This is a genomic window from Actinomadura miaoliensis (assembly GCF_039536785.1).
Lineage (GTDB): Bacteria > Actinomycetota > Actinomycetes > Streptosporangiales > Streptosporangiaceae > Spirillospora > Spirillospora miaoliensis.
In genome coordinates, this window is sequence record NZ_BAAAZG010000016.1 from 255,938 (window position 1) to 279,947 (window position 24,010).

Genomic DNA, 24,010 nt, shown 5'->3' on the forward strand with positions numbered 1-24,010 from the left:
CCAGGTCGGCTGCGTCGCCGCGCGGCCGCGGCGACGCAGCCTATGCGGCTTCGCGGTGGCGCCCAACCTGGGTCGTGGTCGTCGGGCCGCAGGTTCGGGGCGTCCGGACGGCCGTCACGGCACGGCCGCAGGAAGTGGGAGGTGGGAGGGGCGTGGCCGCTACGGCTTGCGGCCGACGCCGCAGAAGTGGGCGAACTCGGGGGGCTCGCCCCAGGGGGTGGCCTCGGGCCGCCACCTGGAGCACGACACCACGCCGGGCTCCAGCAGCTCCACGTCCTCGAAGAACGTCCGCAGCTGCGCCGCCGAACGGGGCACCACCGGCGTGCCGCCGCTCTCGGTCACCCCGCGTGTGGCCTCGTGCATGGCCTCGCCGTCGACCTCGTCGGTGGTGTGCGAGATCGCCAGGTAGCTGCCCGAGGGCAGTGCCTCCACCAGGCGGTGCACGATGTCGCGCGCCTCGTCGTCGTCCACGATGTGGTTGAGGATGCCGAGCAGCAGCAGCGCGATGGGCTGGGAGAAGTCCAGCGTCCGGCCCGCGGTCTCCAGCAGGGCGGCGGTGTCGCGGATGTCGGCGTCGATGTAGTCGGTGACGCCCTCGGCGCTGATGTTGGTGAGCAGGGCGCGCGCGTGCACCAGCACCAGCGGGTCGTTGTCGACGTAGACCACGCGGGCGTCGGGCACCACGCGCTGCGCCACCTCGTGGGTGTTGTCGGCGGTCGGCAGGCCGGTGCCGATGTCGAGGAACTGGCGGATGCCCTCCCCTGCCGCGAACCGCACGAACCGGCCCAGGAACGCCCGGTCGTGCCGGGCGGAGGCGGCGATGTCGGGCAGCAACTGCTGCACCATGTCCCCGGCCTCCCGGTCGACCGGGTAGTTCTCCTTGCCGCCCAGCCAGTAGTCCCAGATGCGGGCCGAGTGCGGGACGCTGCTGTCGATCTTCGGCGGCGCGGACCCGGTGTCCGGGGCGCTGGGGATGTCCTCTGCCATGGCACGGCCTCCTGCCGGGATATCTACGGCAATCCTGACGAATACTGACGAACTCAGTGATCACAGACTAGGCCGTTGTCAGGGCATCGGCGAGGTGGGCGTACGTGGGGGCGAGCGCTCGCAGCGTCCCGGCCGCGGCCGCGTCGTCGCCGCTGACGAGCGGATACTGCAACGCGCCGACCAGGCGCGCCTGCCGCTCGGCGATCCGGGCGGCGGCGCCCCGTCCGATCCCGGCGAGCAGGACGGCGGCGTCGGCGAGCCTGCGCGCGCCCACGCGGACCGCGAAGTGCACCAGATGGTCGCGCTGCCAGGGCTCGAGCCGTCCGGTCTCCAGAAGCTCGGCCAGCCGTTCGGCGGCGGCCGCCGCTCCGCCCGGCGAACCGGCGTCGCGGGCGGCGAGCCAGCGCCGCGCCGCGTCCAGCGAGCGGCGCAGCGCCGTTTCCGTGTCGACGTGCGCCGTGCGGCGGAAATCGGTCCGCATGGTGAACGGCTCGCACGGATAATCGATGGAGTCGGCGCGCCAGGCGGCGAGGAAATCGTCGACGGGAATCGTCGCGTAGGGGTGGCCCTGCGGGTCGTGGAAAAGCACGGTCTCGTCGTCGGCGCCGATGACCACGACGAAATGGTCCGCGCCGATGGCGGTGCCCGATGCGGGTCGGTGCGACAGCAGCCCGAGTTCGACCGGCCCGGCCAGCAGGGGGCGGGCCGGGCCGGTGTCACGCAGCCGGTCGCGCGCTCGCGCGGCCGTTCCCGCGGCGCCGCGCTCGCAGGTCCAGCCGAGGAGCTCGACGGCCGCGTCCAGGCCGATGCCGGGGTTCCAGCCCGGCGGGTCGAAAAAAGGTGTGCGGCCGTCGGCCATTTGCATGCCGAACGGGGAGCCGGTCAGCATTTCTATCACGGCCGGCTCGGGCGCCTCAGCGCCAAGCACCATCGCCAGGGAGTTGGCGTAACAGTACGGCCCGGATCCGATGTATCGCAGCGGCATGGAGGCGACCCTACAGAAATTCAGCGTACATTTTCACCTCGTGTTCCGCCGAATTCGTCCGCCCTCGGCCCGGCGTATTTTTCAGGCGCGGCGGCGGGCGGCCAGGACGGCGTCGTACACGGTGACGTCCCGCCCCTCGGAGTTCACGGCGGCGCGGGGGCGGGTCTCGGCGACCAGCACCTCCCACTCGCCGGGGTCCAGCGCGGACGCCGGTTCCGCCGCGTCGTACATCAGGTCCGGGAAGCCCATCGGGCGGACGCCGGTGCGCAGGTCGAGCGGGTGGTGCCCGACGATCAGCAGCGTGCCGCCGGGTGCGACGGCGGCCGCCAGCCGGGCGAACAGGTCCCGCCGGGTCGCGGGCGGCGCGTGGACGTACTGCGCCGACACCAGGTCGTAGGCGCGTTCGGCGGGCGTGTGTTCGCGCAGGTCGGCGTGCGTCCAGGCGATGCGGTCGGCGACGCCCGCCGCCTCGGCGTGGCCGGCGGCGCGGTCCAGCGCGGCGGCGGAGAAGTCGAGGGCCGTGACCTGCCAGCCACGCCCGGCGAGCCATACCGCGTCGGCGCCCTCGCCGCAGCCCGCGTCCAGCGCGCGGCCGGGGGTCAGCGCGGCGGCCTCGGCGACGAGCTGCGGGTTCGGCTGCCCGCTCCACAGCGCCGAGCTGTTCCGGTAGCGCTCGTCCCAGGCGTCCTCCGCCAGCACCGCGCGCACCCGCTCCCGGTAGGCGCCGACGGCGTCGCGGGTGTCCTCGGCGATCAGGTCGGCGTTGACGGCCGCCGCGGCGCCGGCCCCCTGCGCCGCGGAGATGATCACGTTGGCGGTCACGTCGGCCACGTTGCCCGCCACCCACACGCCGGGCACGGGCGTGGCCCCGGTCGCGTCGGCGGGAACCTGGGTGCCGATGACGTGGCCGTGCCGCTCGACCTCGGCCGGCTCGAGCCCGAGGGACTCCAGCACGCCCGCGCGGGCGGTGAAGCGGGGCGCGACGACGAGCGCGTCGAGCGGGACGACCTCGCCGGACTCCAGCCGCACGCCGGTGAGCCTGTCGTCGTGGACCTCGAGCGCCGCGACGGGACCGTCCACGACGAGGACGCCGCGCGCGGCGAGCCGTTCGGCGTCCTCGTCCCCCGGCGCGGGCGTGCGGTGCGACAGGAGCGTGACGTCGGTGCTCCACTGCCGCCACATGTTCGCCTGTTCCACGGCGGCCGGGCCGGTGGCCAGGACGCCGATCCGCCGGTCGCCGACCTCCCAGCCGTGGCAGTAGGGGCAGTGCAGCACGTCGCGGCCCCACCGTTCGGCCACCCCCGGCACGTCGGGCAGTTCGTCGACGAGCCCGGTGGTCACCAGCAGCCGCCGCGCCCGCACGCCCCGCCCGTCGTCCAGCGTCACCAGGAACCCGCCGTCGCGGCGCTCGGCGGACCGGACGCGGCCGGTCACGACCTCGGCGCCGTACCGGGCGATCTCCTCGCGTCCGCCCGCGCGCAGGTCGGCGGGCGAGATGCCTTCGCGGCCCAGGTAGCCGTGCATGTGGCCGGCGGGGGCGTTGCGCGGCTCTCCCGCGTCGACCACCAGCACCGAGCGTCGCGCCCGCGCCAGGACCAGCGCCCCGCTGAGCCCCGCGGCGCCACCGCCCACCACCAGGACGTCGTATGCCTCGTTCACCGTGTGCTTCCTTCCGGTCGTCCGATGCGCATACGGTGCGCCCCGCGCCGCCGATCCGACAAATGTCTTTGCCGAAACGGCAACGACCTCCCGGAAATGGCGTGGCGTCCCGGTGGACGCGTCGCCTAGGTTGCGCTCATGGCCGACGACCGTGCGCAGGGCGCGCTCACCTGGCGCCGTCTCGCCGAGACCGACTTCCCGCTGCTGCGCCGGTGGCTGGAACGTCCGCACGTGGCCCGCTGGTGGAACCACGAGACGTCGCCGGAGGCCGTGCGGCGCGACTTCGGCCCGGCGGCCAGGGGCGAGGAGCCGTCCGAGGACGTGCTCGCCCTGCTCGACGGGCGGCCCTTCGGTCTGGTGCAGCGCTGCCGCCTGGCCGACTATCCCGACTACCTGGCGGACCTGGCCGCCATCGTGGACGTGCCGGACGGCGCCTTCAGCATCGACTACCTCATCGGAGAGCCGGGGCTGACCGGCCGGGGCCTGGGCACCCGGATGCTCACGGCGTTCGTCCGGCGGACCTGGGACGACCACCCCGACGCCACGTCGGTCGTCGTTCCCGTGGTGGCGGCCAACCGCGCGTCGTGGCGAGCGCTGGAGAAGGCCGGCCTGCACCGCGTCGGCGAAGGCGACCTGGAGCCCGACAACCCCGTCGACGACCCCGCCCACTACGTGTACCGGATCGACCGGCCTGCCCGAGGCGGGTGACCGGTCCGATAGCGTCTGGCGCCATGCGGCTTCACGTGGGATGCGCGATGTGGTCTCATGCGCCCTGGCAGGGACGCTTCCTGCCCCATCCGCTCCCCCCGACCGAGCGCCTGCGCGCGTACGCGAGCTGGTGCAACGCGGTCGAGGGCAACACGACGTTCTACGCGACGCCCTCCAGGAGCACGGTGGAGACGTGGGCGCGGCAGACCGACCCGGACTTCCGCTTCCTGGTCAAGCTGCCCAGGACCATCACGCACGAGCGCCGTCTCAGCGGCGGTGAGGACGAGCTGCGGGCCTTCCTGCACGCGATCGAACCGCTGGGTCCCCGGGCGCACGCGCTGTGGGTGCAGCTGCCGGGATCGTTCGGCCCCTCCGACCTCGGCGCGCTGGCGGGGTTCCTGCGCGGGCTGCCGCGCTCGTACGGGTGCGCCGTGGAGGTCCGGCACCGCGCGTTCTTCGAGGACGCGCGGTCCGAACGGCTGCTGGAGCGCGTGCTCGGCGGCGTCGGCGCCGAGAGGGTGCCGTTCGACACCACCGCGTTCTTCCAGACCCCGCCGACCAGCGACGCCGAACGGGACGCGTGGGTGAAGAAGCCGCGCCTGCCGTACCGGGCGCGCGCCCTCACCGGCCGTCCGGTCGTCCGGTACCTCGGCCGTGACGACACCGCCCGCACCGTCGAGGGCTGGCGGCGCTGGGTCGGGACGGTCGCCGGATGGCTGCGCGAGGGGCGCTCGCCGACGGTGTTCGTCCACACCCCCGACAACGCCGCCGCCCTGGAGCTCGCGCGGCGTTTCCACGAGGAGGTCCGGGCCGTCGTGCCGGAGGTCGAACCGCTGCCCGAGCCCGTGCCCGCCGAGCCGCCGACGCTGTTCTGAGCGGTTGCGTGCCGGGCGGCCCGCCGCGCCGGACGTGAACGCGCCGCGCCGCCGGCACCCGGCCCCGCCCGGATAGGGTGCGGGCCATGCGCGACGTCCCGCCCGAGCTGGCCGGCCATCCGGACAGGCTGCGCTGGAACGCCAAGTACGCGCGGGCCGCCGAGACGTTCCCCGTGCATCCGCTGGCCGAGCGCGCCCTGGCGATGCCGCCGCCGGACGGTCCGGTGCTCGACCTGGCCTGCGGCACGTCCGGCAACGCGCTGCTGGCGGCCGCGTCCGGGCGCGCCGTGACGGCGGTGGACGTGTCGGAGGTGGCGCTCGACCGGCTCGAACGCGAGGCGCGGCGGCGCGGCCTGCGCGATCTGGTCACGCTCGTCCAGGCCGACCTGGGGACGTGGCGGCCGCCGCCGGGGCGGTACGCCTTCGTGCTGTGCGCCGGGTTCTGGGACCGGGCGGTGTTCGGTCCCGCGGCGGCGGCCGTGGCGCCCGGCGGGCTGCTCGGCTGGGAGGCGTTCACGGCCGAGGCGCGGCGCGTGCGCTCCGGGCTGCCCGCCGAGTGGTGCCTGGCCCCGGGCGAGCCCGCCACGCTGCTGCCCGCCGATTTCACCGTTGTCGACCAGCAGGACGTGCCGGATCTGCGGCATGGGGCCAAGCGGCGGATGCTCGCGCGGCGCGCGGTCGGCCCGCGCCTGTGATCCGTCACCGTCAGGGGGTTCACGGACGACCGGAGCCCGGTTTTCGGAGCCGCCGAGTCGCGCGGCGTCCCTGACAGATGATCAAGACGTGGTTAGGGTGCGTGGGGTGCTCGCCCCGGCCCGGTGCCGGGGCCGCGCGCTCCCTTCCCCCATGCGTTCAGGAGAGGACGATGCAGTCTTCCGCAGTCGCCCCCCTTGTCATCGATCCCACCGGCAGCGACCTGCACGGTGAGTCCGCCCGTATCCGCGAGCGCGGGCCAGCGACGCGAGTCGAGCTTCCCGGCGGCGTCCAGGCGTGGGCGGTCAGCGACCCGGAGCTGATCCGGACGCTGTTCACCGACCCGCGCGTGTCCAAGGACCCGTACCAGCACTGGCCGACCTGGATCAACGGCGGCATCGGCCAGGACTGGCCGCTGTTCGCCTGGGTGGTCGTGCGCAACATGCTCACCGCCTACGGCGACGACCACCGCCGGCTGCGCCGCCTGGTCTCCAGCGCGTTCACCGCGCGCCGCACCGCCGAGATGCGGCCCCGGATCGAGGCCATCGCCGCCGGGCTGCTCGACGAGCTGGACGCGGCGGCGCCGGGCGACGTGGTCGACCTGCGCGAGGGCTACGCCTACCCGCTGCCGATCCAGGTGATCTGCGAGCTGTTCGGCATCGAGGACCGCGCCGCCCGCGAGGAGATGCGCCGCTGCACCGACTCGTTCTTCCACACCTCCGCCGGGCCGGAGGAGGTCACCCACGCCTTCACCCGGATGCAGGAGCTGCTGCGCGACCTGGTCGCCGCCAAGCGCGAGACGCCCGGCGACGACCTGTCCTCGGCCCTGATCGCCGCCCGCGACGAGGACTCGCGGCTGTCGGAGCAGGAGCTGGTCGACACCCTGATGCTGCTGATCAGCGCGGGCCACGAGACGACCGTCAACCTGCTCGGCAACGCCGTGCACGCGCTGCTCACCCACCCCGACCAGCTGGCGCTGGTCCGGGACGGCCGCGCGGGCTGGGACGACGTGATCGAGGAGACGCTGCGCGCCGAGGGGCCGATCGCCAACATCCCGCTGCGCTTCGCGGTCGAGGACATCCCGCTGGACGGCGGCGTCACGCTGGGCAAGGGCGAGCCGATCATCGCCTGCCTGGACGCGGTCGGGCGCGACCCGGGCGTGAACGGGCCGGACGCCGGCGACTTCGACGTCACCCGTGCCGTCAAGGAGCACCTGGCGTTCGGCCACGGCGTCCACTACTGCCTGGGCGCGCCCCTGGCCCGGCTGGAGGCGGCGATCGCGCTGCCCGCCCTCTTCGAGCGCTTCCCCGGCATGACGCTCGCCGCCGGTCCCGGAGAGCCCGCTCCGCAGGAGTCGTTCATCTCCAACGGGCGCCGGTCGCTGCCCGTCCGGCTCAAGGGCTGACAGCACGACAGCACTCTGACGCCATACGTGACACCACAAATGACGTCATGATGACGTCACCCGATTGACGGTGACGCCATCATGACGTCATAGTGGTGTCATGGACCTCACGCCGTACGTCGACACCCTCCGCCGCGAACTCGCCGTCGCCGCCGAGACGGGCGGCGAGGACGCCCGCGCGCTCGCCGAGCGGCTCGTCGCGCCGCTGGACTCGGCCGCCCGGCTCGCCCTGCTGGAGGCGCTGTCGGCCGCCGCGGACGAGATCACCCGCGAGCTCGCGCCCGGCTCGGTCGAGGTGCGCCTGCGCGGCCGCGACCCCGACTTCGTGGTGACGCCGCCGCCCGCCGACCCGTCGCCCGAGGCACCGCCCGCCAGGAGCCTGAAGGACGCACTGGTCGGCGCCTTCGAGGTCTCGATGGGCGTACGGCCCGCCGCCGTGTCCCCCGAGGACGCCGACGAGGGCGGCGAGGGCGGCGGCACCGCGCGTCTCACCCTGCGCCTGCCCGCCCAGCTCAAGCCGCGCATCGAGGAGTCCGCCGCCGCGATGGGCCTGTCGGTCAACGCCTGGCTCGTCCGCGCCGTGACCGCCGCCCTCGACCCCGCCGGCCCCGGCGGGACGGCCGGCCCCGCGCAGGGCCGTCCCATCGGCCGCCACTACACCGGCTGGGCGCGCTAGCCGCACCCGCGCATCACCGCTCTTCACCCACTGGGTCCAACGCCCGTCCGCTGTGACGGGACACCTGCTCGCGCCATGAGGAAGGCTTCGCCATGCCCGGATTCGACACCCCGGAACCGATCGCCGCGACCATCGAGATGGCCTCCGGCCACCTGTACATCCGCGCGGGCGACCGCGCCGACACCGTCGTGGAGGTGCGTCCCACCGACGAGTCCAGCGAGGCCGACGCCAACGCCGCCCGGCAGACCACCGTCGAGTACGCCGACGGCCGCCTGACCGTCACCGGGTACAAGAACCGGCTGCGTTCGCTCGTCGGCCGCGGCCCGTCCATCGACGTGACGGTGGAGCTGCCCGCCGGCTCGGCCGTCGACGCCGACTCGTGGTCGGAGATCCGCACCGAGGGGCCCCTGGGCGACTGCACCTTCGCCAGCGCCGCGGGCGCCCTGCGCATCGACCGCACCGGACGGCTGCGGGCCCGCACCGCCGCGGGCGAGGTGACGCTCGGCCGGGCCGACGGGCCCGCCGAGGTCACCAGCTCCACCGGCAAGATCCGCGTCGGCGAGGTCGACGGCACGGCCGTGCTGAAGACCTCCAGCGGCGACATCGGCGTCGGCGAGGTCACCGGCGAGGCCCGGCTCAAGACCGCCCACGGCGACATCACCGTCGGGAGGGCGCTGGCCGGCCTGTCGGCCAAGACCGCCTTCGGCGCCGTCCGCGTCGGCGAGGTGGTGCGCGGCTCGGTCGTGCTGGAGACCCGGTTCGGCGAGGTGGAGATCGGGGTCCGCGAGGGCACCGCCGCCTGGCTGGACGTCGCGTCCCAGAACGGCAGCGTGCGCAGCGACCTGGAAGCGGCCGAGGGTCCCGGTCCCGCCGAGGAGACCGTCGAGGTGCGCGCCCGCACCGGCTTCGGCGACATCGTCATCCGCCGCTCCTGACCCCCGGCTCCCCCCTCCCCCGAGAGAACCCCCGAGAAAGAGGAACACCATGGAAGGCCCCCCGAACCGGCCCGCGATCGGCGTGTCCGGGCTGCGCAAGTCCTACGGCGACAAGGTCGTGCTCGACGGCGTCGACCTGACCGTGGCCGAGGGCACGATCTTCTCGCTGCTCGGCCCCAACGGCGCCGGCAAGACCACCATCGTCAAGATCCTGTCCACGCTGATCCCCGCCGACGCGGGCGAGCTGCGGGTCGCCGGGCACGACGTGGCCCGCTCCCCCGACGCGGTGCGCGCCGCCATCGGCGTCACCGGCCAGTTCTCCGCCGTCGACGACCTGCTCACCGGCGAGGAGAACCTGGTCCTCATGGCCGACCTGCACCACCTGGGCCGGGCCGAGGGACGGCGCCGCGTCGCCGCACTGCTCGACCGGTTCGACCTGGTGGACGCGGCGAAGAAGACGGCCGGCACCTACTCGGGCGGCATGAGGCGCCGCCTGGACCTGGCGATGACCCTGGTCGGCGACCCCCGCGTGATCTTCCTGGACGAGCCCACCACCGGGCTGGACCCGCGCAGCCGCCGCGCCATGTGGCAGATCATCCGCGAGCTGGTCGCGGGCGGCGTCACCATCTTCCTCACCACCCAGTACCTGGAGGAGGCCGACGAGCTGGCCGACCGGATCGCCGTGCTGGACGGCGGCCGCATCGTCGCCGACGGCACCGCCGACGAGCTCAAGCGCCGCGTGCCCGGCGCCCACGTGCGGCTGCGGTTCGCCGACCCGGCCGCGCTGGAGTCGGCCGCGCGCCTGATCGGCACCGCGGACCGCGGCGACGAGCCGCTCACCCTGCGGGTGCCCAGCGACGGCGGCGTGCGGTCGCTGCGGGTGCTGCTCAGCCTGCTCGACCAGGAGTCGATCGACGTGGACGAGCTGACCGTCCACACGCCCGACCTGGACGAGGTGTTCCTCGCCCTCACCGGCCACCACTCCACGGAGGTCTCCCGATGACCGCGCTGTCGCTCGCCGTGACCGACTCGGCGACCATGCTGCGCCGCCAGCTGCGGCACATGCTGCGCTACCCGTCCCTGACCGTGCAGCTCATCGGCATGCCCGTCATCTTCCTGCTGCTGTTCGTCTACGTGTTCGGCGGAACCCTGGGCGCCGGGCTCGGCGGCGCCGCCGGCGCGGGCGGCGGCGGTCGCGACGAGTACCTCGCCTACGTCACCCCCGGGATCCTGCTGATGACCGTGGGCCTGTGCGCCACCGGGACGGCGGTCGCGGTGGCCATGGACATGACAGCGGGGATCGTCGCGCGGTTCCGCACCATGGCGATCTCCCGGTCATCGGTGCTGACCGGGCACGTGCTGGGCAGCATGGTGCAGATGGTGCTGGCCGTGGCGGTGCTGCTCGGGGTGGCCGTGGCGATCGGGTTCCGTCCCGACGCGACCCCGCTCGAATGGCTGGCCGCCCTCGGCATGCTCGTGCTGATCAGCCTGGCGCTGACCTGGCTGTCGGTGGCGCTGGGCGCCCAGTCCAAGAGCGTCGAGAGCGCCAGCAACGCGCCCATGCCGCTGACACTCCTGCCGTTCCTGGGCAGCGGTTTCGTCCCTACCGACTCGATGCCGGACTGGCTGCGCTGGTTCGCCGACTACCAGCCGTTCACCCCTGTCATCGAGACCCTGCGGGGGCTGCTGCTCGGCACCGAGATCGGTCACAACGGCGCGCTGGCCGTGGCCTGGTGCGCGGGCGGGACGGTGGCGTGCTTCCTGTGGGCGCGGCGGCTCTACGAGCGCGCCCCCGTCCGCTGACCCGCGCCACGAGCCGGGCGGGCGACGCGGCCGCGCGACATCATGCGCCTCGGCGCATGGAGCGCGGCCGCTCCGTCGTTCCGGCGGTCCTCCGCGTGGTCCCGCTAGTCGTCCGAGCCTCCGAAGGCGGCGTCGAACGCGGCGGCGGGCGGCTCGATCTCGGCCAGCCGCCGGACGATCTGCAGGGCCTCGGGCGCGCCCATCAGCCGGTCCATCCCCGCGTCCTCCCACTCGATGGACACGGGCCCGTCGTAGCCGATGGTGTTGAGGGCGCGGAAGCAGTCCTCCCACGGCACGTCCCCGCGGCCGGTGGAGATGAAGTCCCAGCCGCGCCGCGGGTCGGCCCACGGCAGGTGGGAGCCGAGCCGGCCGCGGCGCCCGTCGGCCCGCCGTACCTTGGTGTCCTTGCAGTCCACGTGGTAGATGCGGTCGCTGAACTCGAGCAGGAAGTTCACCGGGTCGATGTCCTGCCAGACCATGTGCGAGGGGTCCCAGTTGAGGCCGAACGCGGGCCGGTGCCCGATCGCCTCCAGCGTCCGCACCGTCGACCAGTGGTCGTAGGCGATCTCGCTGGGGTGGACCTCCAGCGCGAACCGCACCCCGACCTCGTCGAACACGTCCAGGATCGGGTTCCACCGCTCGGCGAAGTCCGCGTACCCGCGCTCGATCATCGCGGGCGGCACCGGCGGGAACATCGCCACGGTGTGCCAGATCGACGAGCCGGTGAACCCGACCACCGTGTTCACGCCCAGCTTGGCCGCCGCCCGGGCGGTGTCCTTGATCTCCTCGGCGGCGCGCCGCCGCACCCCCTCCGGCTCGCCGTCGCCCCAGATCCGCGCGGGCAGGATGGCCTGGTGCCGCTCGTCGATCGGGTGGTCGCACACCGCCTGCCCGACCAGGTGGTTGGAGATCGTCCAGACCTTCAGGTCGTGCTTGGCGAGCGTCTCCAGCTTGCGCGGGACGTAGGAGTCGTCGGCCAGGGCCTTGTCGACCTCGAAGTGGTCGCCCCAGCAGGCGATCTCCAGGCCGTCGTAACCCCACTGGGAGGCCAGCCGGCAGACCTCCTCGAACGGCAGGTCCGCCCACTGGCCGGTGAACAGGGTGATCGGTCGTGCCATGTCGCTCCTCGATTCGGGTCGCGGCCGTGGCCGGGCGGTGCGTCCACCGCCCGGCCACGGCCCGCGTGCAACGGGTCACATGCGCGGGGTCACGTGCGCGGGGTCACGTCCGCCGGATTCAGGATCACACGCGCCGGGGTCGCGTGCGCGGGGTCACCGCTTCGGGAACCGGACGGCGCGCAGGTAGTCGTAGCCGACCTTGGCCGTGTTCAGCGGCGCGGTCGGCTGGTCGTGCTCGACGATGTACTCGATGACCCCCGCCTCCCGGGAGTGGGAGAAGATCCGCGGGAAGTCGATCGTGCCGGTGCCCAGGTCGGCGAACGAGCCGTCGGCCGCCCGGTCCTTGACGTGGTACTGCAGGACGCGGTGCCGGTGGGCGCGGATCAGCTCCACCGGGTCGCGGCCGCCCGCGACCGCCCAGTACAGGTCCAGCTCCAGGTGGACGTACCTGGGGTCGGTGCGGGAGGTGATGATGTCGTACGGCACCTCGCCGGTGGGCAGCCTCTGGAACTCGTGCGCGTGGTTGTGGTAGCCGAACCGCAACCCGTATCTGCACGCCAGCCGTCCCGCCTTGTTCAGGTCGTCGGCCAGCTTCTTCCACTCGTCGGCGGTGCTGAACGACGCCCACGGCACGACCGCGAAACGCTGCCCGAGCGTGACGCAGTCCTCGAACACCGGGGCCATGTCCGCCGCCAGCGAGATGTGCCCGGAGGTGCCGTGCAGGCCGTGGCGGTCGAGGATCTGCCGGAACTGCGCCGCGGTGCGGCCGTAGGTGCCCGCCAGCTCCACCTTGCGGTAGCCGATGGCGGCCAGGCTGCGCAGCGTGCCCTCGACGTCCTGGGAGAGCAGGTCGCGCAGGGTGTACAGCTGAACGCTGATGGCGCCGCGCGGCACCCGGCCGGTGGGGCGGCCGCCGCCGGCGGCGTGCGCGGTGCCGGGGAGCGCGGCGAGCCCGAGCCCGAGCGCGGTGGCGGCGGTGCCGCCCAGCAGGGTACGGCGGTTGATCTCGTGCACCGTGGGTCCCCTTTCGGAGGGTGGGACCCGTCCCGCCGCGTGCGCGCCGCGGCGGGACGGAGGGTCGAGGGGGAGGTCAGGACGAGGTGGTGAAGGTGAATTCGTCGATCTCGAACAGGTTCCCGGAGCCGCCCTTGAAGACGAAGTAGATCTTCCCGGCCTGGGCGGGCGCGCCGGAGATCGTGCCGGTCACGGTGGTGAAGGTGGAGCCGTCCCAGGTGCCTCCGCCCGTCACCGGCGCCGAGCCGAGCAGCGTGCCGTCGGGCGCCCCGGCCCGCAGCTCGATCGTGCCGCCCGCGCCGCCGGCGGAGACCCGCGCGGTGAACGAGGCGGCGTTGCCGAGCCAGTACGGCTCGAACATGATCCAGTCGCCGTTCTGCACGTTGCCGGCCGTGGCGCTGCCGTGCGCGGCGGGACGGCTGACCCGCGACACGCCCGACTGCTCCTTGTAGTGCTCGGCCTGGCGCGTCTTGGGCTGGGTGAAGTTGACGTCGGTTCCGCGCAGCGGCACCACGCCCTTGCGGCCGCCGCCGTCGGTGTACTCGGCCGCCCACACCCCGTAGGTGTTCTCGGAGGGGCCGTGGTCGCCGTCGGCCGGCGTCTGGAGCGTGCCGGAGCAGCCGGTCGCCTCGGCCAGCGCGTGCGAGTGCGTGGAGTGACCGAGCAGGTACGTCAGCTTGACCCTGCTGCAGTCGACGCGCTCGTCGGGGTCCTTCACGCGGATCCGGTACGGGACGGCGTCACCGAAGTTGGCCAGCTGGCCGTCCCGGGGCAGCTCGATGGTCACCGTGGGCGCGGTGTTGCCGACCGTGACCAGCAGGCTGTCGGTCGCGGACTTGCCGCTCTGGTCGGTCACCGTCAGCGTGGGCGAGAACTGCCCGCGCTTGGTGTACCGGTGCGTGGGGTTGGGCCGGGTGGACGTCGTGCCGTCGCCGAAGTCCCACTTGTAGGTCAGCGCGGTGCCCTCGGGGTCGTGCGTGCCGGCGGAGGAGAACCGCACCGTCAGCGGCTTGCCGCCGGAGGTGCGGTCGGCGCTGACGCTGACCTCGGGACGGCGCCCGGTCGTGCCGATGTGCTCGATGCGGAACAGGCCCGCGTGGTCGTCGGTGCCGAAGTAGGACTCCCCGTAGGTCAGGACGTACAGGGCTCCGTCGGGACCGAACTCCAGGTCCATCACCTTGTAGCCCAGCGGCCAGGGGAACGGCGACACCGTCCCCTTCGAGCCGTCCTCGCCGACCTGGACGGTCCTGATCCAGCGCCGCTCGAACTCGCCCAGGAACACCAGCCCGTCGTACTCCTGCGGGAACTTGACCTGGGAGGTCGACTCCGGGTCGTAGTGGTAGACCGGGCCCGCCATCGGGGACTCCGACTGCGAGCACCCGCTCGGCGGGTTCATCTCGGCGTTGTCGCAGCCGCTGTAGCGGATCCACGCGGGGACGGGCTTGGGCAGCTGCGTGATGCCGGTGTTGTGCGGTGACTCGTTCTTCGGGCCGTTCTGGCAGTCGAACTTGGGTCCGACGGCGCCGGTGGCGAAGTCGTAGTCGGCGTAGGTGTCGTCGGGGGTGTTGGCGCCGGTGCAGTACGGCCAGCCGTAGAAGCCGGGCCCGGTGACCCGGTTGTACTCGACCTGCCCCTTCGGCCCGCGGGCGGGATTGTTGTCGTCGCCCTTGTCGGGACCGTACTCGCCCAGGTAGACGGCGCCGCTGCCCGTGTCGACGGAGATCTTGAACGGGTTGCGGAAGCCCATCGCGTAGATCTCGGGGCGGGTCCTGTCGGTGCCCGGCGGGAACATGTTGCCGTCCGGGATCGCGTACGTGCCGTCCTCGTTGACCTTGATGCGCAGCAGTTTGCCGCGCAGGTCGTTGGAGTTGGCCGAGGTGCGCTGCGCGTCGAACACGGGGTTGCGGTTCGGCCGCTCGTCGATCGGCGTGTAGCCGTCGGACTGGAACGGGTTGCTGTCGTCGCCGGTGGCCAGCAGCAGGTTGCCCTGGGCGTCGAACTCGATGTCGCCGCCGACGTGGCAGCACATGCCGCGTTCGGTGGGCACCTGCAGGATCTTCTGCTCGCTGGCCGGGTCGAGCTCGCCGGACTCGCTCAGCTTGAAGCGCGACAGCTGGTTGTAGCCCTTGAACGGCTCGAAGTCGGCGGGCGTGCCCGTCTCGGGGGCGTCGCCCAGCGGGGTGTTCAGCCGCGGCGCGTAGAAGAGGTAGACCCACCGGTTCTCGGTGAAGCCGGGGTCGACCGCGACGCCCTGCAGGCCGTCCTCGTCGTGGGTGTAGACGTTGAGCTGGCCCGCGACGGAGGTGCGGCCGTTGGCGTCGGTGAGGCGCAGCACGCCGTCACGCGAGGTGTGCAGCACCGAGCCGTCCGGCAGGGGCTCGAAGGAGATCGGCTCGCCGACCTCGTCCGGGCCCTTCGCCAGCGTGTACGGGTAGAAGTGGTCGTCGGGCGCCGCCGCGGCCGGGGCCGCCCGCACGACGGGGACGGCCAGCGCCACGGCGGTGACGACGGCGGTCGCGATCGCGGTGACGATGCGGCGCCCGCGCCGGGTGCGGTCACGATGGGAACGGGGGGAATCGGGGTACGTACGGCCTGGAGGGGTGGGGGTCTCCATGCCTTTCCTCCTCGCCGGGGGGAGCAACGGATCCGCAGGGGGCGGGTTCGGGGGCGGCGTCCTCCTCTCAGTGATCCCGGAGACCGGCGGGCCGGTCCCGGACGCGGGCGGGACCCGGGGGCATCCGGGCCCCGTCCGCGTGGGTTCGCAGGATGAGCGGGTTCTCGGGGGGCGGTTCGGTGTGGCGCCGCCGGGTCAGGCCGTGGCGGGCTGGGGCTGCTCGATGGGGGTCCAGCCGCTGCCGGACGCGGCGCTGTGCGCGACGGCCTCCAGCACCCGCTGCACCTGCAGGCCGTCCTCGAACGACGGCGCGGGGTCGGTGCCGTCGGCGATGGCGGTGAGCAGGTCGGCGACCTGGTGGGTGAAGGTGTGCTCGTAGCCCAGGCCGTGACCGGCGGGCCACCAGGCGCCCGCGTAGGGGTGCTCGGGCTCGGTGACCAGGATCCGGCGGAACCCGGCGGTGGCCGGCTCGGCGGTCTGGTCGTGGAACCACAGCTCGTTCATCGCCTCGAAGTCGAACGCCAGGCTGCCGGCCGAGCCGTTGACCTCGATCCGCAGCGCGTTCTTGCGTCCGGTGGCGAAGCGGGTCGCCTCGAAGGAGGCCAGCGCTCCCCCGGCGGTGCGGCCGATGAACAGCGCCGCGTCGTCGACGGTCACCGGGCCGCGCCCCGCGCCGTCCGCCGTGGCGCCCAGGCCCGCGGCGTCGGCCGCCAGCGGCCGCTCCTTGACGAACGTCTCGGTGAGCGCGCTGACGCCGACGAGCCGGTCGCCGGTGATGAACTGCGCGGTGTCGATGATGTGCGCGCCGATGTCGCCGAGCGCGCCGGACCCGGCCTTCTGCTCGTCCAGCCGCCACACCAGCGGGAACTCCGGGTCGACGATCCAGTCCTGCAGGTACTGGGCGCGCACGTGGTGGATGCGGCCGAGGCGGCCGTCGGCCGCCAGCCGCCGCGCGAGCGCGACGGCGGGCACCCGCCGGTAGTTGAACCCGACCATGGCGCGCACGCCGCGGGCCCGGGCGGCCCGCGCCGCCGCCACCATGGACTCGGCCTCGGCGACGCTGTTGGCCAGCGGCTTCTCGCACAGCACGTGCTTGCCCGCCTCCAGCGCCGCCACCGCGATCTCGGCGTGGGAGTCGCCGGGGGTGCAGATGTCGACGAGCTGGACGTCGTCGCGGCGCAGCAGGTCCTTCCAGTCGGTCTCCACCGCCGCCCAGCCCAGCGTGGCCGCCGCCGCGGCGGCCCGCTCCCGGGACCGGCCGGCCAGCGCCGCCATCACCGGCGTGTACGGCGGGTCGAAGAACGCCGCGACGCTGCGCCAGGCCTGCGAGTGGGCGCGCCCCATGAAGGCGTGGCCCACCAGGCCGATCCCGAGGGCGGGCTTGCGGTCTTCAGTCATCTGTCTTCCCCCTGTCAAGGCGCTGCGGGCGGGGCCTGCCCGCCGGTCAGGACTCGAATCCGAGCGGCAGGTACTGGTCGACGTTCTGCCTGGTGATCGTCTCGGAGGCCAGCGTGATGGACTGCGGGACCTGCCGTTCCACCAGGTCGGACATGCCCTTGCCCTGCGCGATCAGCCGCGCGATCCGGATCGCCGAGGACGCCATGGTGGGGCTGTAGGTGACGGTGGCCTCCAGCACCCCGCCGTTCTTGATCTCCCGCATGGCGTTGGCCGAACCGGCGCCGCCGACCATGAAGAACTCGTTGCGGCCCGCCTGCTTGATGGCGGCGAGCACGCCCACGCCCTGGTCGTCGTCGTGGTTCCACAGCGCGTCGATCTTCTTGTGCGCCTGCAGCAGGTTGCTGGCGACCTGGTTGCCGGTCTCCACGGTGAACTTGGCGTCCTGCTTGGCGGTCACCGTGAAACCGTAGGTCTTCAGCGCGTCGGCGAAGCCCTTGCTGCGCTCCTGGGTGAGGGGCAGGGTGGCGATGCCCTGGATCTCCACGATCACCGGGTTGGAGGCGTTCTTGGACTTCAGCTTGTTGCCGATGTAGTGGCCGGCGGCCACGCCCATGCCGTAGTTGTCGCCGCCGATCCAGGTGCGGTACGACAGCTTGTCGGGGAACACCCGGTCCAGGTTGATGACGGGGATGCCCGCGTCCATGGCCTTGCGGGCGACCTGGTTGAGCTGCTCGCCGTCGTTGGGCAGCAGCACCAGCGCGTTGACCTTGCGGGAGATCAGCGACTCGACCGCCGAGATCTGCTGGTTGATGTCGTTGGTGGGCTCCACGGCCTGGAAGTCGACGTCGGAGTAGCGCTTGGCCTGCGCCTCGGCGTTCTTGGCGATGGCGGCGATCCAGCCGTGGTCGGCCTGCGGCGCGGAGAACCCGATGGTGACGCGCTTGCCCGGCTTGTCGTTGTCGCCCCCGGCGGCGACGTTCTGCTGGCCCGCGGCGCCCTCGTCGGCCTCGGGTTCGTTGCTGGTGCACGCGGCGGCGAGCGCGCCCGCGCCGACCACCGCTCCGCCGACGAGGAATCCCCTGCGGTTGAGGCGGCTGCTGTCTGCCATTGGTCGCTCCTGGAATGCGGGGAGGTGGGATGGGATGGGGGGCGTGCGCGGGGTGCGCCGGCCTGGTGCGCTCGCCGGGGGTGCGCTAGGTGCGCGCCTCGAGGCCGCGGCGCTGCAGCAGCACGGCGGCGACGATGATCGCGCCCTTGGCGATGAGCTGGTCGCTGGTGTCCAGCCCGTTGAGGATGAACAGGTTGGTGATCACGGTGAAGACGAACAGACCGAGGATCGACCCGACCAGGGTGCCGCGACCGCCGGTCAGCAGGGTCCCGCCGATGATGACCGCGGCGATGGCGTCCAGCTCGTACAGGTCGCCGTGGGTGCTGGAGCCGGTGGTGGTGCGGGCCATGATGATGATCGCGGCGATGCCGCAGCACAGCCCGGACAGCGCGTACAGCAGCAGGGTGTGCCGCTTGACGTCGATGCCCGCCAGGCGGGCCGCCTCGGGGTTGCCGCCGACGGCGAAGGTGCGCCGGCCGAAGGTGGTGCGGTTGAGCAGCACCCATCCGGCGGCGGCGACCGCGGCGAAGATGAACACCACCAGCGGCAGGCCGAGCACGCGGGTGGTGGACAGCGCCTCGATGGCGTCGTTCTCGGGCCGCACCAGCTGGGTCCTGCGGTCCGACATCCGCTGGGCCAGGCCGCGCGCGGCGACCAGCATGGCCAGGGTGGCGATGAACGGCACCATCCGGCCGTAGGAGATCAGCAGCCCGTTGACCAGGCCGGCGCCGGTGCCGACCAGGATCGCGCACAGCGCCATCACGCCGGGCCCGTAGGACTGGGTGGCCAGGGTGGTCGCCCACACCGAGGCCAGCGCCATCACCGCGCCCACCGACAGGTCGATGCCCCCGCCGATGATCACGAAGGTCATGCCGACGGTGATGACGCCGATGGTGGCGGCCAGCGACAGGATGCTGACCAGGTTGTCGGAGGTGGCGAAGTTGTCGGGCTTGGTGACCAGGCCGATCAGCGCCAGCAGCACCAGCGCGGCGACCAGGCCGATGTGCCTGCTCTCCCCCACCCGGGCCAGGCCGCCCGTCAGCGGCACGGGGCCCTTCGCGCGCCGCCCGCCGGCCTTCGCCGCGGCAGCCTCGACCCGGGCCTGCTCGTCGGCCGGCGGCCGGTCGACGGCGGTGGCGTCCGCCGCGGCCGTGTCGGCAGCGGTCGTGTCGGCCGGGGTCGTGTCCGCCGGACGGGCGCCGCCGTGCCCCTTGGCCTCGCTCATGGCGTCCCCACCGTGCCCACCGCGCCCATGGCGCTCCCTTCCATGATCATGTTGAGTACGGCCTCCTCGTCCAGCTCGGCGCCGGGGGCCTGGTGGATGACCCGGCCCTCGCGCAGCACCAGCACCCGGTCGGCCAGGCCGAGCACCTCCGGCACCTCGCTGGAGACCAGCAGGACGGCGATGCCCTCGTCGGCCAGCCGCCGGATCAGCCCGTACAGCTCGGCGCGGGCGCCGACGTCCACGCCGCGGGTGGGTTCGTCCAGAAGCAGCAGGCGCCGCCCGTCCAGCAGCCAGCGGGCCAGGACGACCTTCTGCTGGTTGCCGCCCGACAGCGTGCGCACCTTGCGGGCGGGGTCGTGCGGCCGCACGTCGAGGGCCCTGAGCTGCTCGCCGACCTCGGCGAGCTCGCGCCGCCGGTCCAGCCAGCCGAGGGAGGAGAAGCGGCGCAGCCCGGCGAGGCTGACGTTGCGCGCCACCGACTCCTCCAGCAGCAGCGCCTGCGCCTTGCGCTCCTCGGGGGCCAGGCCCATGCCCAGCCGCACGGCGTTGGTGGTGCTGGCCCCCTTCACGGGACGGCCGTCCAACAGCACCCGGCCCGCGGTGGGGCGGCGCGCGCCGTAGACGGCCTCCAGGATCTCCGAGCGGCCCGATCCGACCAGCCCGGCCAGCCCGACGATCTCCCCCGCGCGCACGGCGAACGACACGTCGTGGAAGTGCCCGGGGAGGGTGAGGCCCTCGACGCGCAGCACCTCCGGCGCGTCCTCGCGCGGGCCCGGGCGCGGGGGGAAGACGTACTCGACGGTGCGGCCGGTCATCAGCGTGACGATCTGCGAGGTCGGGGTGCGGTCGGCGGGCAGGCCGACGGCGACGGTGCGGCCGTCCTTCAGCACGGTGACCCGGTCGCCGATCTCGCGGATCTCCTCCAGCCGGTGGGAGATGTAGACGACGGCGACCCCGGCGGCGGTCAGCTCGCGGATGATGCGGAACAGGTTGACGACCTCGTCGTGGGCGAGGGCGGCCGACGGCTCGTCCATGATGATCAGCCGGGCGTCGTGGGACAGCGCCCGGGCCATGCTGACCACCTGCCGTCCGGCGGCGGGCAGCCGCCCGACCTCGGCGGTGGGCGAGATCTCGCCGTGGCCGAGCCGTTCCAGCAGCCGCCGGGCGGCTTTGTTCATCTGGCCGCGCCGGGTGAAGCCGAGCTTGGCCGCCTCGTGCCCGAGGAAGATGTTGTCGGCCACCGACAGCCCGTCCACCAGGTCGAGCTCCTGGTAGATGGTGGCGATGCCGAGCCGCATCGCGTCGGTCGGGTTGGCCAGCCGGACCGGGCGGCCGTCGAAGCGGACCTCGCCGGCGTCGGGCTGGTGCGCCCCGGCCAGCACCTTGATCAGCGTGGACTTGCCCGCGCCGTTCTGCCCGAGCAGGCAGTGCACCTCGCCCGCGCGGACCGTCAGGTCGACGCCGTCGAGCGCCCGGACGCCGGGGAACTGCTTGACGATGCCGCTCATGACGAGCAGGGGGCCGCCGTTCGCGGTGGTCTCCATCCGCGCCGCTCCTTCCGGGGGCTGGCTGAGGGCCTGGCGCGAAGGTACCGACTTTCGATGACTTTGAGAAGACCTTTCCTCAGAGCGTGTTCAGCTTTCGACGCTCACAGGACAAACTTCGGGATGACGTCACCCGGTGACGTAACGCGAGGGGATCGCCACGGCACGCAGCGGCCGCGCGACGGCCGCAGGGCGGGGGCCGTGCGCGGCGAGAAGGACGTCCGGGCCGGTCAGGCGGTGGAGAAGACCTGGTCGCTGATCATCCGGGCGGCGCCGATGACGCCGGCGGCGGCCTCCAGCTCCGACAGCACGATGGGCAGGTTGCCGGTGGCCAGGGGGGCGGAACGGCGGTAGACGACGCTGCGGATCTCGGCCAGCAGGGTGTGGCCGAGCCCGGCCACGCCGCCCGCGATGATGACCAGCCCCGGGTTGAAGAAGCTGACCAGGCTGGCCAGCACCTGGCCGACGCGGCGGCCGCCCTCGCGGATCATCTCCACCGCCACCGGGTCGCCGGCCTGGGCGGCGGCGGCCACGTCGGCGGCGGTGACCTCGCCCGCCTGGGCGAGCCGCTCGGCCAGGAACGGCGAACGGGCCGAGCGCGCGGCGACCAGCGCGTCGCGGGCCAGCGCGGCGCCGCCGAAGTAGGCCTCCAGGCAGCCGATGTTGCCGCAGGCGCACACCGGCCCGGCGTCGTCGACGCGGATGTGCCCGATGTCGCCCGCGCAGCCGGACACCCCGCGGTAGATGCCGGAGTCGACCACGATGCCGCAGCCGATGCCCGTGCCGATCTTCACCAGCAGGAAGTCCTCGACCGACCGGGCCAGGCCCGCGTGCAGCTCGCCGAGCGCCATGATGTTGACGTCGTTGTCGACCAGCGCGGGACAGCCCAGCTCGCGGCTGATGACCTCGCGCACCGGGAAGCGGTCCCAGCCGGGCATGATCGGCGGGGCGACGGGGACGCCCTCGCGGAAGCTGACCGGGCCGGGCACGCCGACCCCGGCGCCGTGGATCTCCTCGAACAGGCCCTGCTCGCGCAGCTTGCCGAGCAGGTCCAGGCCGCGTTCGAGCACGACCTCGGGCCCCTGGCGGATGTCGCACGGCTCGGCCAGGTGGCCGAGGACCTCCATCTCGCCGTTGGTCACGGCCACGTCGATGGACGTGGCGCCGATGTCGATGCCGGCGAAGCGCAGCCGCGACGACAGCCGGACGATGCCCGAGCGGCGGCCGCCCCGGGACGCGGCCAGCCCGGCGGACTCGACCATGCCCAGCTCGATCAGCCGGTCGAGCTCGACCGCGAGCTTGGAGCGAGACAGCCGCACCACGTCGCCGAGTTCGGCGCGCGAACGCGGGCCCTCGTCGCGAAGCAGGCCGAGCAGGCGGGCCTGGTGCCCGTTCTCGGGCCGCGCCATCGTCCGCATCGCCTCGATCCCCCGCGTGACCCCCGTGCTTTCGCTCTTAATGCTAGAACCTTCCGTCCGTGAAAGGCCGAAGCCGTGGCGGGTCGGCGGCCGACGCCCACGTCACGCGCTCGGGTGGACCTGTTTCGTTCCGGAGACTAACCACTTTCGTGGAACCAGAAAAGTATTTGGCCGACTCTGTGACTAACTTCTCTCACTCTCTGGACAAAGTCGGTTTCCTGACCGATCGTGAAGGACGCGACCCCCCACGCGAGATCGCACGCCGACTCGCGTCCTCCGGCGAACGAACCCCGACGAGCCGAACCCGACGAGCGAACCAACTCCCGACTGCGTCCCCGACATCGTGAACCCACCCCCGCGTTCCGGTTGGAACGCGGCACCGAGCGAGGAGCGGTTTGAACATGAGCGGTACCGGCGTGTGGCTGGCGGGCGCCCGCGGATCGGTGGCGACGACGGCCGTCCTCGGTGCGCTGGCCGTCCGTGCCGGGCTCGCCGAGCGCACCGGATTCGTCTGCGAGGTCCCCGGCTTCCCCGACGCCGGGCTGCCCGCGGTGAGCGACCTGGTGTTCGGCGGGCACGACCTGGTCGACGTCCCCCTGCTGAAACGCGCCGAACAGCTCGCCCACGCGGGCGTGGTCCCGCCCGGTCTGCCCGCGCGGCTGCGCGACGAGCTGGCCGCGGTGGAGGCCGACATCGTCACCGGCGGCGCCGACGGCCGCACCCGCGACCCGGCGGGGACGCTGCGCCGCCTGACCGACGACATCCGCGCCTTCCGCGACCGGCACGCCCTGGACCGCGTCGTGGTGGTGAACGTGACGGCGACCGAGCCGCCGACCGCGCCGCGTCCCGAGCACGCCACCCTGGCCGCCCTGCGGCGCGCGATCGACGGCGGCACGATGGTGCTGCCCGCCAGCGCCTGCTACGCCTACGCGGCGTTCGAGGCGGGCTGCGGCCACGTCGACTTCACCCCCTCGGTGGGCGCGCGGCTGCCCGCGCTGGCGGAGCTGGCCCGCGAACGCGCCGTCCCGTACGCGGGCAACGACGGCAAGACGGGCGAGACGCTGGTGAAGGCGGCGCTGGCGCCGATGTTCGCCGGCCGGAACCTGCGGGTCGGCTCCTGGGCGGGCACCAACCTGCTGGGCGGCGGCGACGGCGCCAACCTGGCCGACCCGCAGGCGGCCGCCAGCAAGCTGGACTCCAAGCGGCGCCTGGTGGCCGAGACGCTCGGCTACCCGGTCGACGGGCCGCTGCACATCGACTACGTCGCCGACCTGGGCGAGCAGAAGACCGCCTGGGACCACGTGACCTTCCGGGGCTTCCTGGGCGCCCGGATGACGCTGCAGTTCACCTGGCAGGGATACGACTCGGCGCTCGCCGCGCCCCTGGTGCTGGACCTGGCCCGCCTGGTGGCCACGGCGCACGCGGCCGGACGGGCCGGGCCGCTGCCGGAGCTGGCCTACTTCTTCAAGGACCCGATCGGCGCGACGACGCACGACCTGGCCGCGCAGTACGACACGCTGTGCGCCTTCGCCGCCCGGGGCTGCCGATGAGGGCGCTGGTGGAGCTGGTGCGGGCGCCGGCCGCGCTGTCGGTGCCCGGCGACGTGCTGTCCGGCGCGGCCGCCGCCGGGGGCCTGCGCGGTGTGCGCGGGCCGGCGGGGCTGGCGGCGGCGTCGGTGTGCCTGTACTGGGCCGGGATGGCGCTGAACGACTACGCCGACCGGCGGCTGGACGCGGTGGAGCGCCCCGAGCGGCCCATCCCGTCCGGGCGGGTGCGTCCGGGCACGGCGCTCGCGGTGGCGGCCGGGCTGACCGGCGCGGGCGTCGCGCTGGCCGGCGCGGCGGG

General features: G+C 73.5%; 21 protein-coding genes. 10 read left to right on the top strand and 11 right to left on the bottom strand.

What is annotated here, in order from left to right; all coding sequences use genetic code 11:
- Positions 1 to 159 precede the first annotated feature (159 nt).
- The 3 genes from ABD811_RS13905 to ABD811_RS13915 form a co-directional block, all read right to left on the bottom strand.
- Positions 160 to 987, bottom strand: a complete 828-nt coding sequence (locus ABD811_RS13905; protein WP_344946378.1) for an SAM-dependent methyltransferase — start codon at positions 985 to 987, stop codon at positions 160 to 162.
- Positions 988 to 1,054: 67 nt separating this feature from the next.
- Positions 1,055 to 1,972, bottom strand: coding sequence for a hypothetical protein (locus tag ABD811_RS13910; RefSeq protein WP_344946380.1), 918 nt, complete (start codon positions 1,970 to 1,972; stop codon positions 1,055 to 1,057).
- Positions 1,973 to 2,053: 81 nt separating this feature from the next.
- Positions 2,054 to 3,631 carry an FAD-dependent oxidoreductase gene (locus ABD811_RS13915; protein ID WP_344946382.1) on the bottom strand — a complete coding sequence of 526 codons (1,578 nt, stop codon included), beginning with the start codon at positions 3,629 to 3,631 and terminating at the stop codon, positions 2,054 to 2,056.
- Positions 3,632 to 3,769: 138 nt separating this feature from the next.
- On the opposite strand from ABD811_RS13915, the gene ABD811_RS13920 reads away from it, so the two are divergent.
- The 8 genes from ABD811_RS13920 (at position 3,770) to ABD811_RS13955 (ending at position 10,726) form a co-directional block, all read left to right on the top strand.
- Positions 3,770 to 4,339: a GNAT family N-acetyltransferase gene (locus ABD811_RS13920; RefSeq protein WP_344946385.1), complete on the top strand. Its 570-nt coding sequence runs from the start codon at positions 3,770 to 3,772 to the stop codon at positions 4,337 to 4,339.
- Between the two features lie 23 nt (positions 4,340 to 4,362).
- Positions 4,363 to 5,214, top strand: coding sequence for a DUF72 domain-containing protein (locus tag ABD811_RS13925; protein ID WP_344946388.1), 852 nt, complete (start codon positions 4,363 to 4,365; stop codon positions 5,212 to 5,214).
- Between the two features lie 86 nt (positions 5,215 to 5,300).
- Positions 5,301 to 5,909 (top strand): class I SAM-dependent methyltransferase, encoded by a 609-nt coding sequence (locus ABD811_RS13930; protein ID WP_344946391.1) that lies wholly within the window; start codon positions 5,301 to 5,303, stop codon positions 5,907 to 5,909.
- Positions 5,910 to 6,079: 170 nt separating this feature from the next.
- A complete protein-coding gene (locus tag ABD811_RS13935; protein WP_344946394.1) occupies positions 6,080 to 7,312 on the top strand; it encodes a cytochrome P450 family protein in 1,233 nt (410 codons plus the stop codon).
- A gap of 100 nt (positions 7,313 to 7,412) precedes the next feature.
- On the top strand, positions 7,413 to 7,988 hold the full coding sequence (locus ABD811_RS13940; RefSeq protein ID WP_344946397.1) for a hypothetical protein: 576 nt from the start codon (positions 7,413 to 7,415) through the stop codon (positions 7,986 to 7,988).
- Positions 7,989 to 8,080: 92 nt separating this feature from the next.
- Positions 8,081 to 8,923, top strand: a complete 843-nt coding sequence (locus ABD811_RS13945; protein ID WP_344946400.1) for a DUF4097 family beta strand repeat-containing protein — start codon at positions 8,081 to 8,083, stop codon at positions 8,921 to 8,923.
- Between the two features lie 49 nt (positions 8,924 to 8,972).
- Positions 8,973 to 9,926: an ATP-binding cassette domain-containing protein gene (locus ABD811_RS13950; protein WP_344946403.1), complete on the top strand. Its 954-nt coding sequence runs from the start codon at positions 8,973 to 8,975 to the stop codon at positions 9,924 to 9,926.
- Positions 9,923 to 10,726 (top strand): ABC transporter permease, encoded by an 804-nt coding sequence (locus tag ABD811_RS13955; protein WP_344946406.1) that lies wholly within the window; start codon positions 9,923 to 9,925, stop codon positions 10,724 to 10,726. Before ABD811_RS13950 ends, ABD811_RS13955 begins: the two co-directional genes overlap by 4 nt.
- Before the next feature lie 104 nt (positions 10,727 to 10,830).
- Here the strand turns inward: ABD811_RS13955 and ABD811_RS13960 are convergent, their stop codons facing one another.
- From ABD811_RS13960 to ABD811_RS13995, 8 genes are all read right to left on the bottom strand, one after another.
- A complete protein-coding gene (locus tag ABD811_RS13960) occupies positions 10,831 to 11,844 on the bottom strand; it encodes a sugar phosphate isomerase/epimerase family protein (RefSeq protein ID WP_344946408.1) in 1,014 nt (337 codons plus the stop codon).
- A 153-nt stretch (positions 11,845 to 11,997) separates the two neighbouring features.
- A complete protein-coding gene (locus tag ABD811_RS13965; protein ID WP_344946411.1) occupies positions 11,998 to 12,858 on the bottom strand; it encodes a sugar phosphate isomerase/epimerase family protein in 861 nt (286 codons plus the stop codon).
- A 76-nt stretch (positions 12,859 to 12,934) separates the two neighbouring features.
- Positions 12,935 to 15,472 (bottom strand): PQQ-dependent sugar dehydrogenase, encoded by a 2,538-nt coding sequence (locus tag ABD811_RS13970; RefSeq protein ID WP_344946413.1) that lies wholly within the window; start codon positions 15,470 to 15,472, stop codon positions 12,935 to 12,937.
- Positions 15,473 to 15,667: 195 nt separating this feature from the next.
- The gene (locus ABD811_RS13975) at positions 15,668 to 16,870 is read right to left on the bottom strand and encodes a Gfo/Idh/MocA family protein (protein WP_344946416.1); all 1,203 of its coding nucleotides are present in this window, start codon (positions 16,868 to 16,870) and stop codon (positions 15,668 to 15,670) included.
- A 46-nt stretch (positions 16,871 to 16,916) separates the two neighbouring features.
- Positions 16,917 to 17,978 (bottom strand): ABC transporter substrate-binding protein, encoded by a 1,062-nt coding sequence (locus ABD811_RS13980; RefSeq protein WP_344946419.1) that lies wholly within the window; start codon positions 17,976 to 17,978, stop codon positions 16,917 to 16,919.
- 85 nt (positions 17,979 to 18,063) lie between these two features.
- Entirely contained in the window at positions 18,064 to 19,203 is a 1,140-nt protein-coding gene (locus ABD811_RS13985; RefSeq protein ID WP_344946421.1) for an ABC transporter permease, read from the bottom strand.
- Entirely contained in the window at positions 19,200 to 20,747 is a 1,548-nt protein-coding gene (locus tag ABD811_RS13990; protein ID WP_344946424.1) for a sugar ABC transporter ATP-binding protein, read from the bottom strand. Before ABD811_RS13990 ends, ABD811_RS13985 begins: the two co-directional genes overlap by 4 nt.
- A 230-nt stretch (positions 20,748 to 20,977) precedes the next feature.
- Complete coding sequence (locus ABD811_RS13995) at positions 20,978 to 22,165, bottom strand: ROK family transcriptional regulator (RefSeq protein ID WP_344946426.1); 1,188 nt, start codon at positions 22,163 to 22,165, stop codon at positions 20,978 to 20,980.
- Between the two features lie 401 nt (positions 22,166 to 22,566).
- Between ABD811_RS13995 and ABD811_RS14000 the strand changes: the two genes are divergently transcribed.
- Both ABD811_RS14000 and ABD811_RS14005 read left to right on the top strand, forming a co-directional pair.
- Positions 22,567 to 23,715: an inositol-3-phosphate synthase gene (locus ABD811_RS14000; RefSeq protein WP_344946427.1), complete on the top strand. Its 1,149-nt coding sequence runs from the start codon at positions 22,567 to 22,569 to the stop codon at positions 23,713 to 23,715.
- On the top strand, positions 23,712 to 24,010 hold a 299-nt coding region (locus tag ABD811_RS14005; protein WP_344946429.1), incomplete at its 3' end, for a UbiA family prenyltransferase. The genes ABD811_RS14000 and ABD811_RS14005, both read left to right, overlap by 4 nt.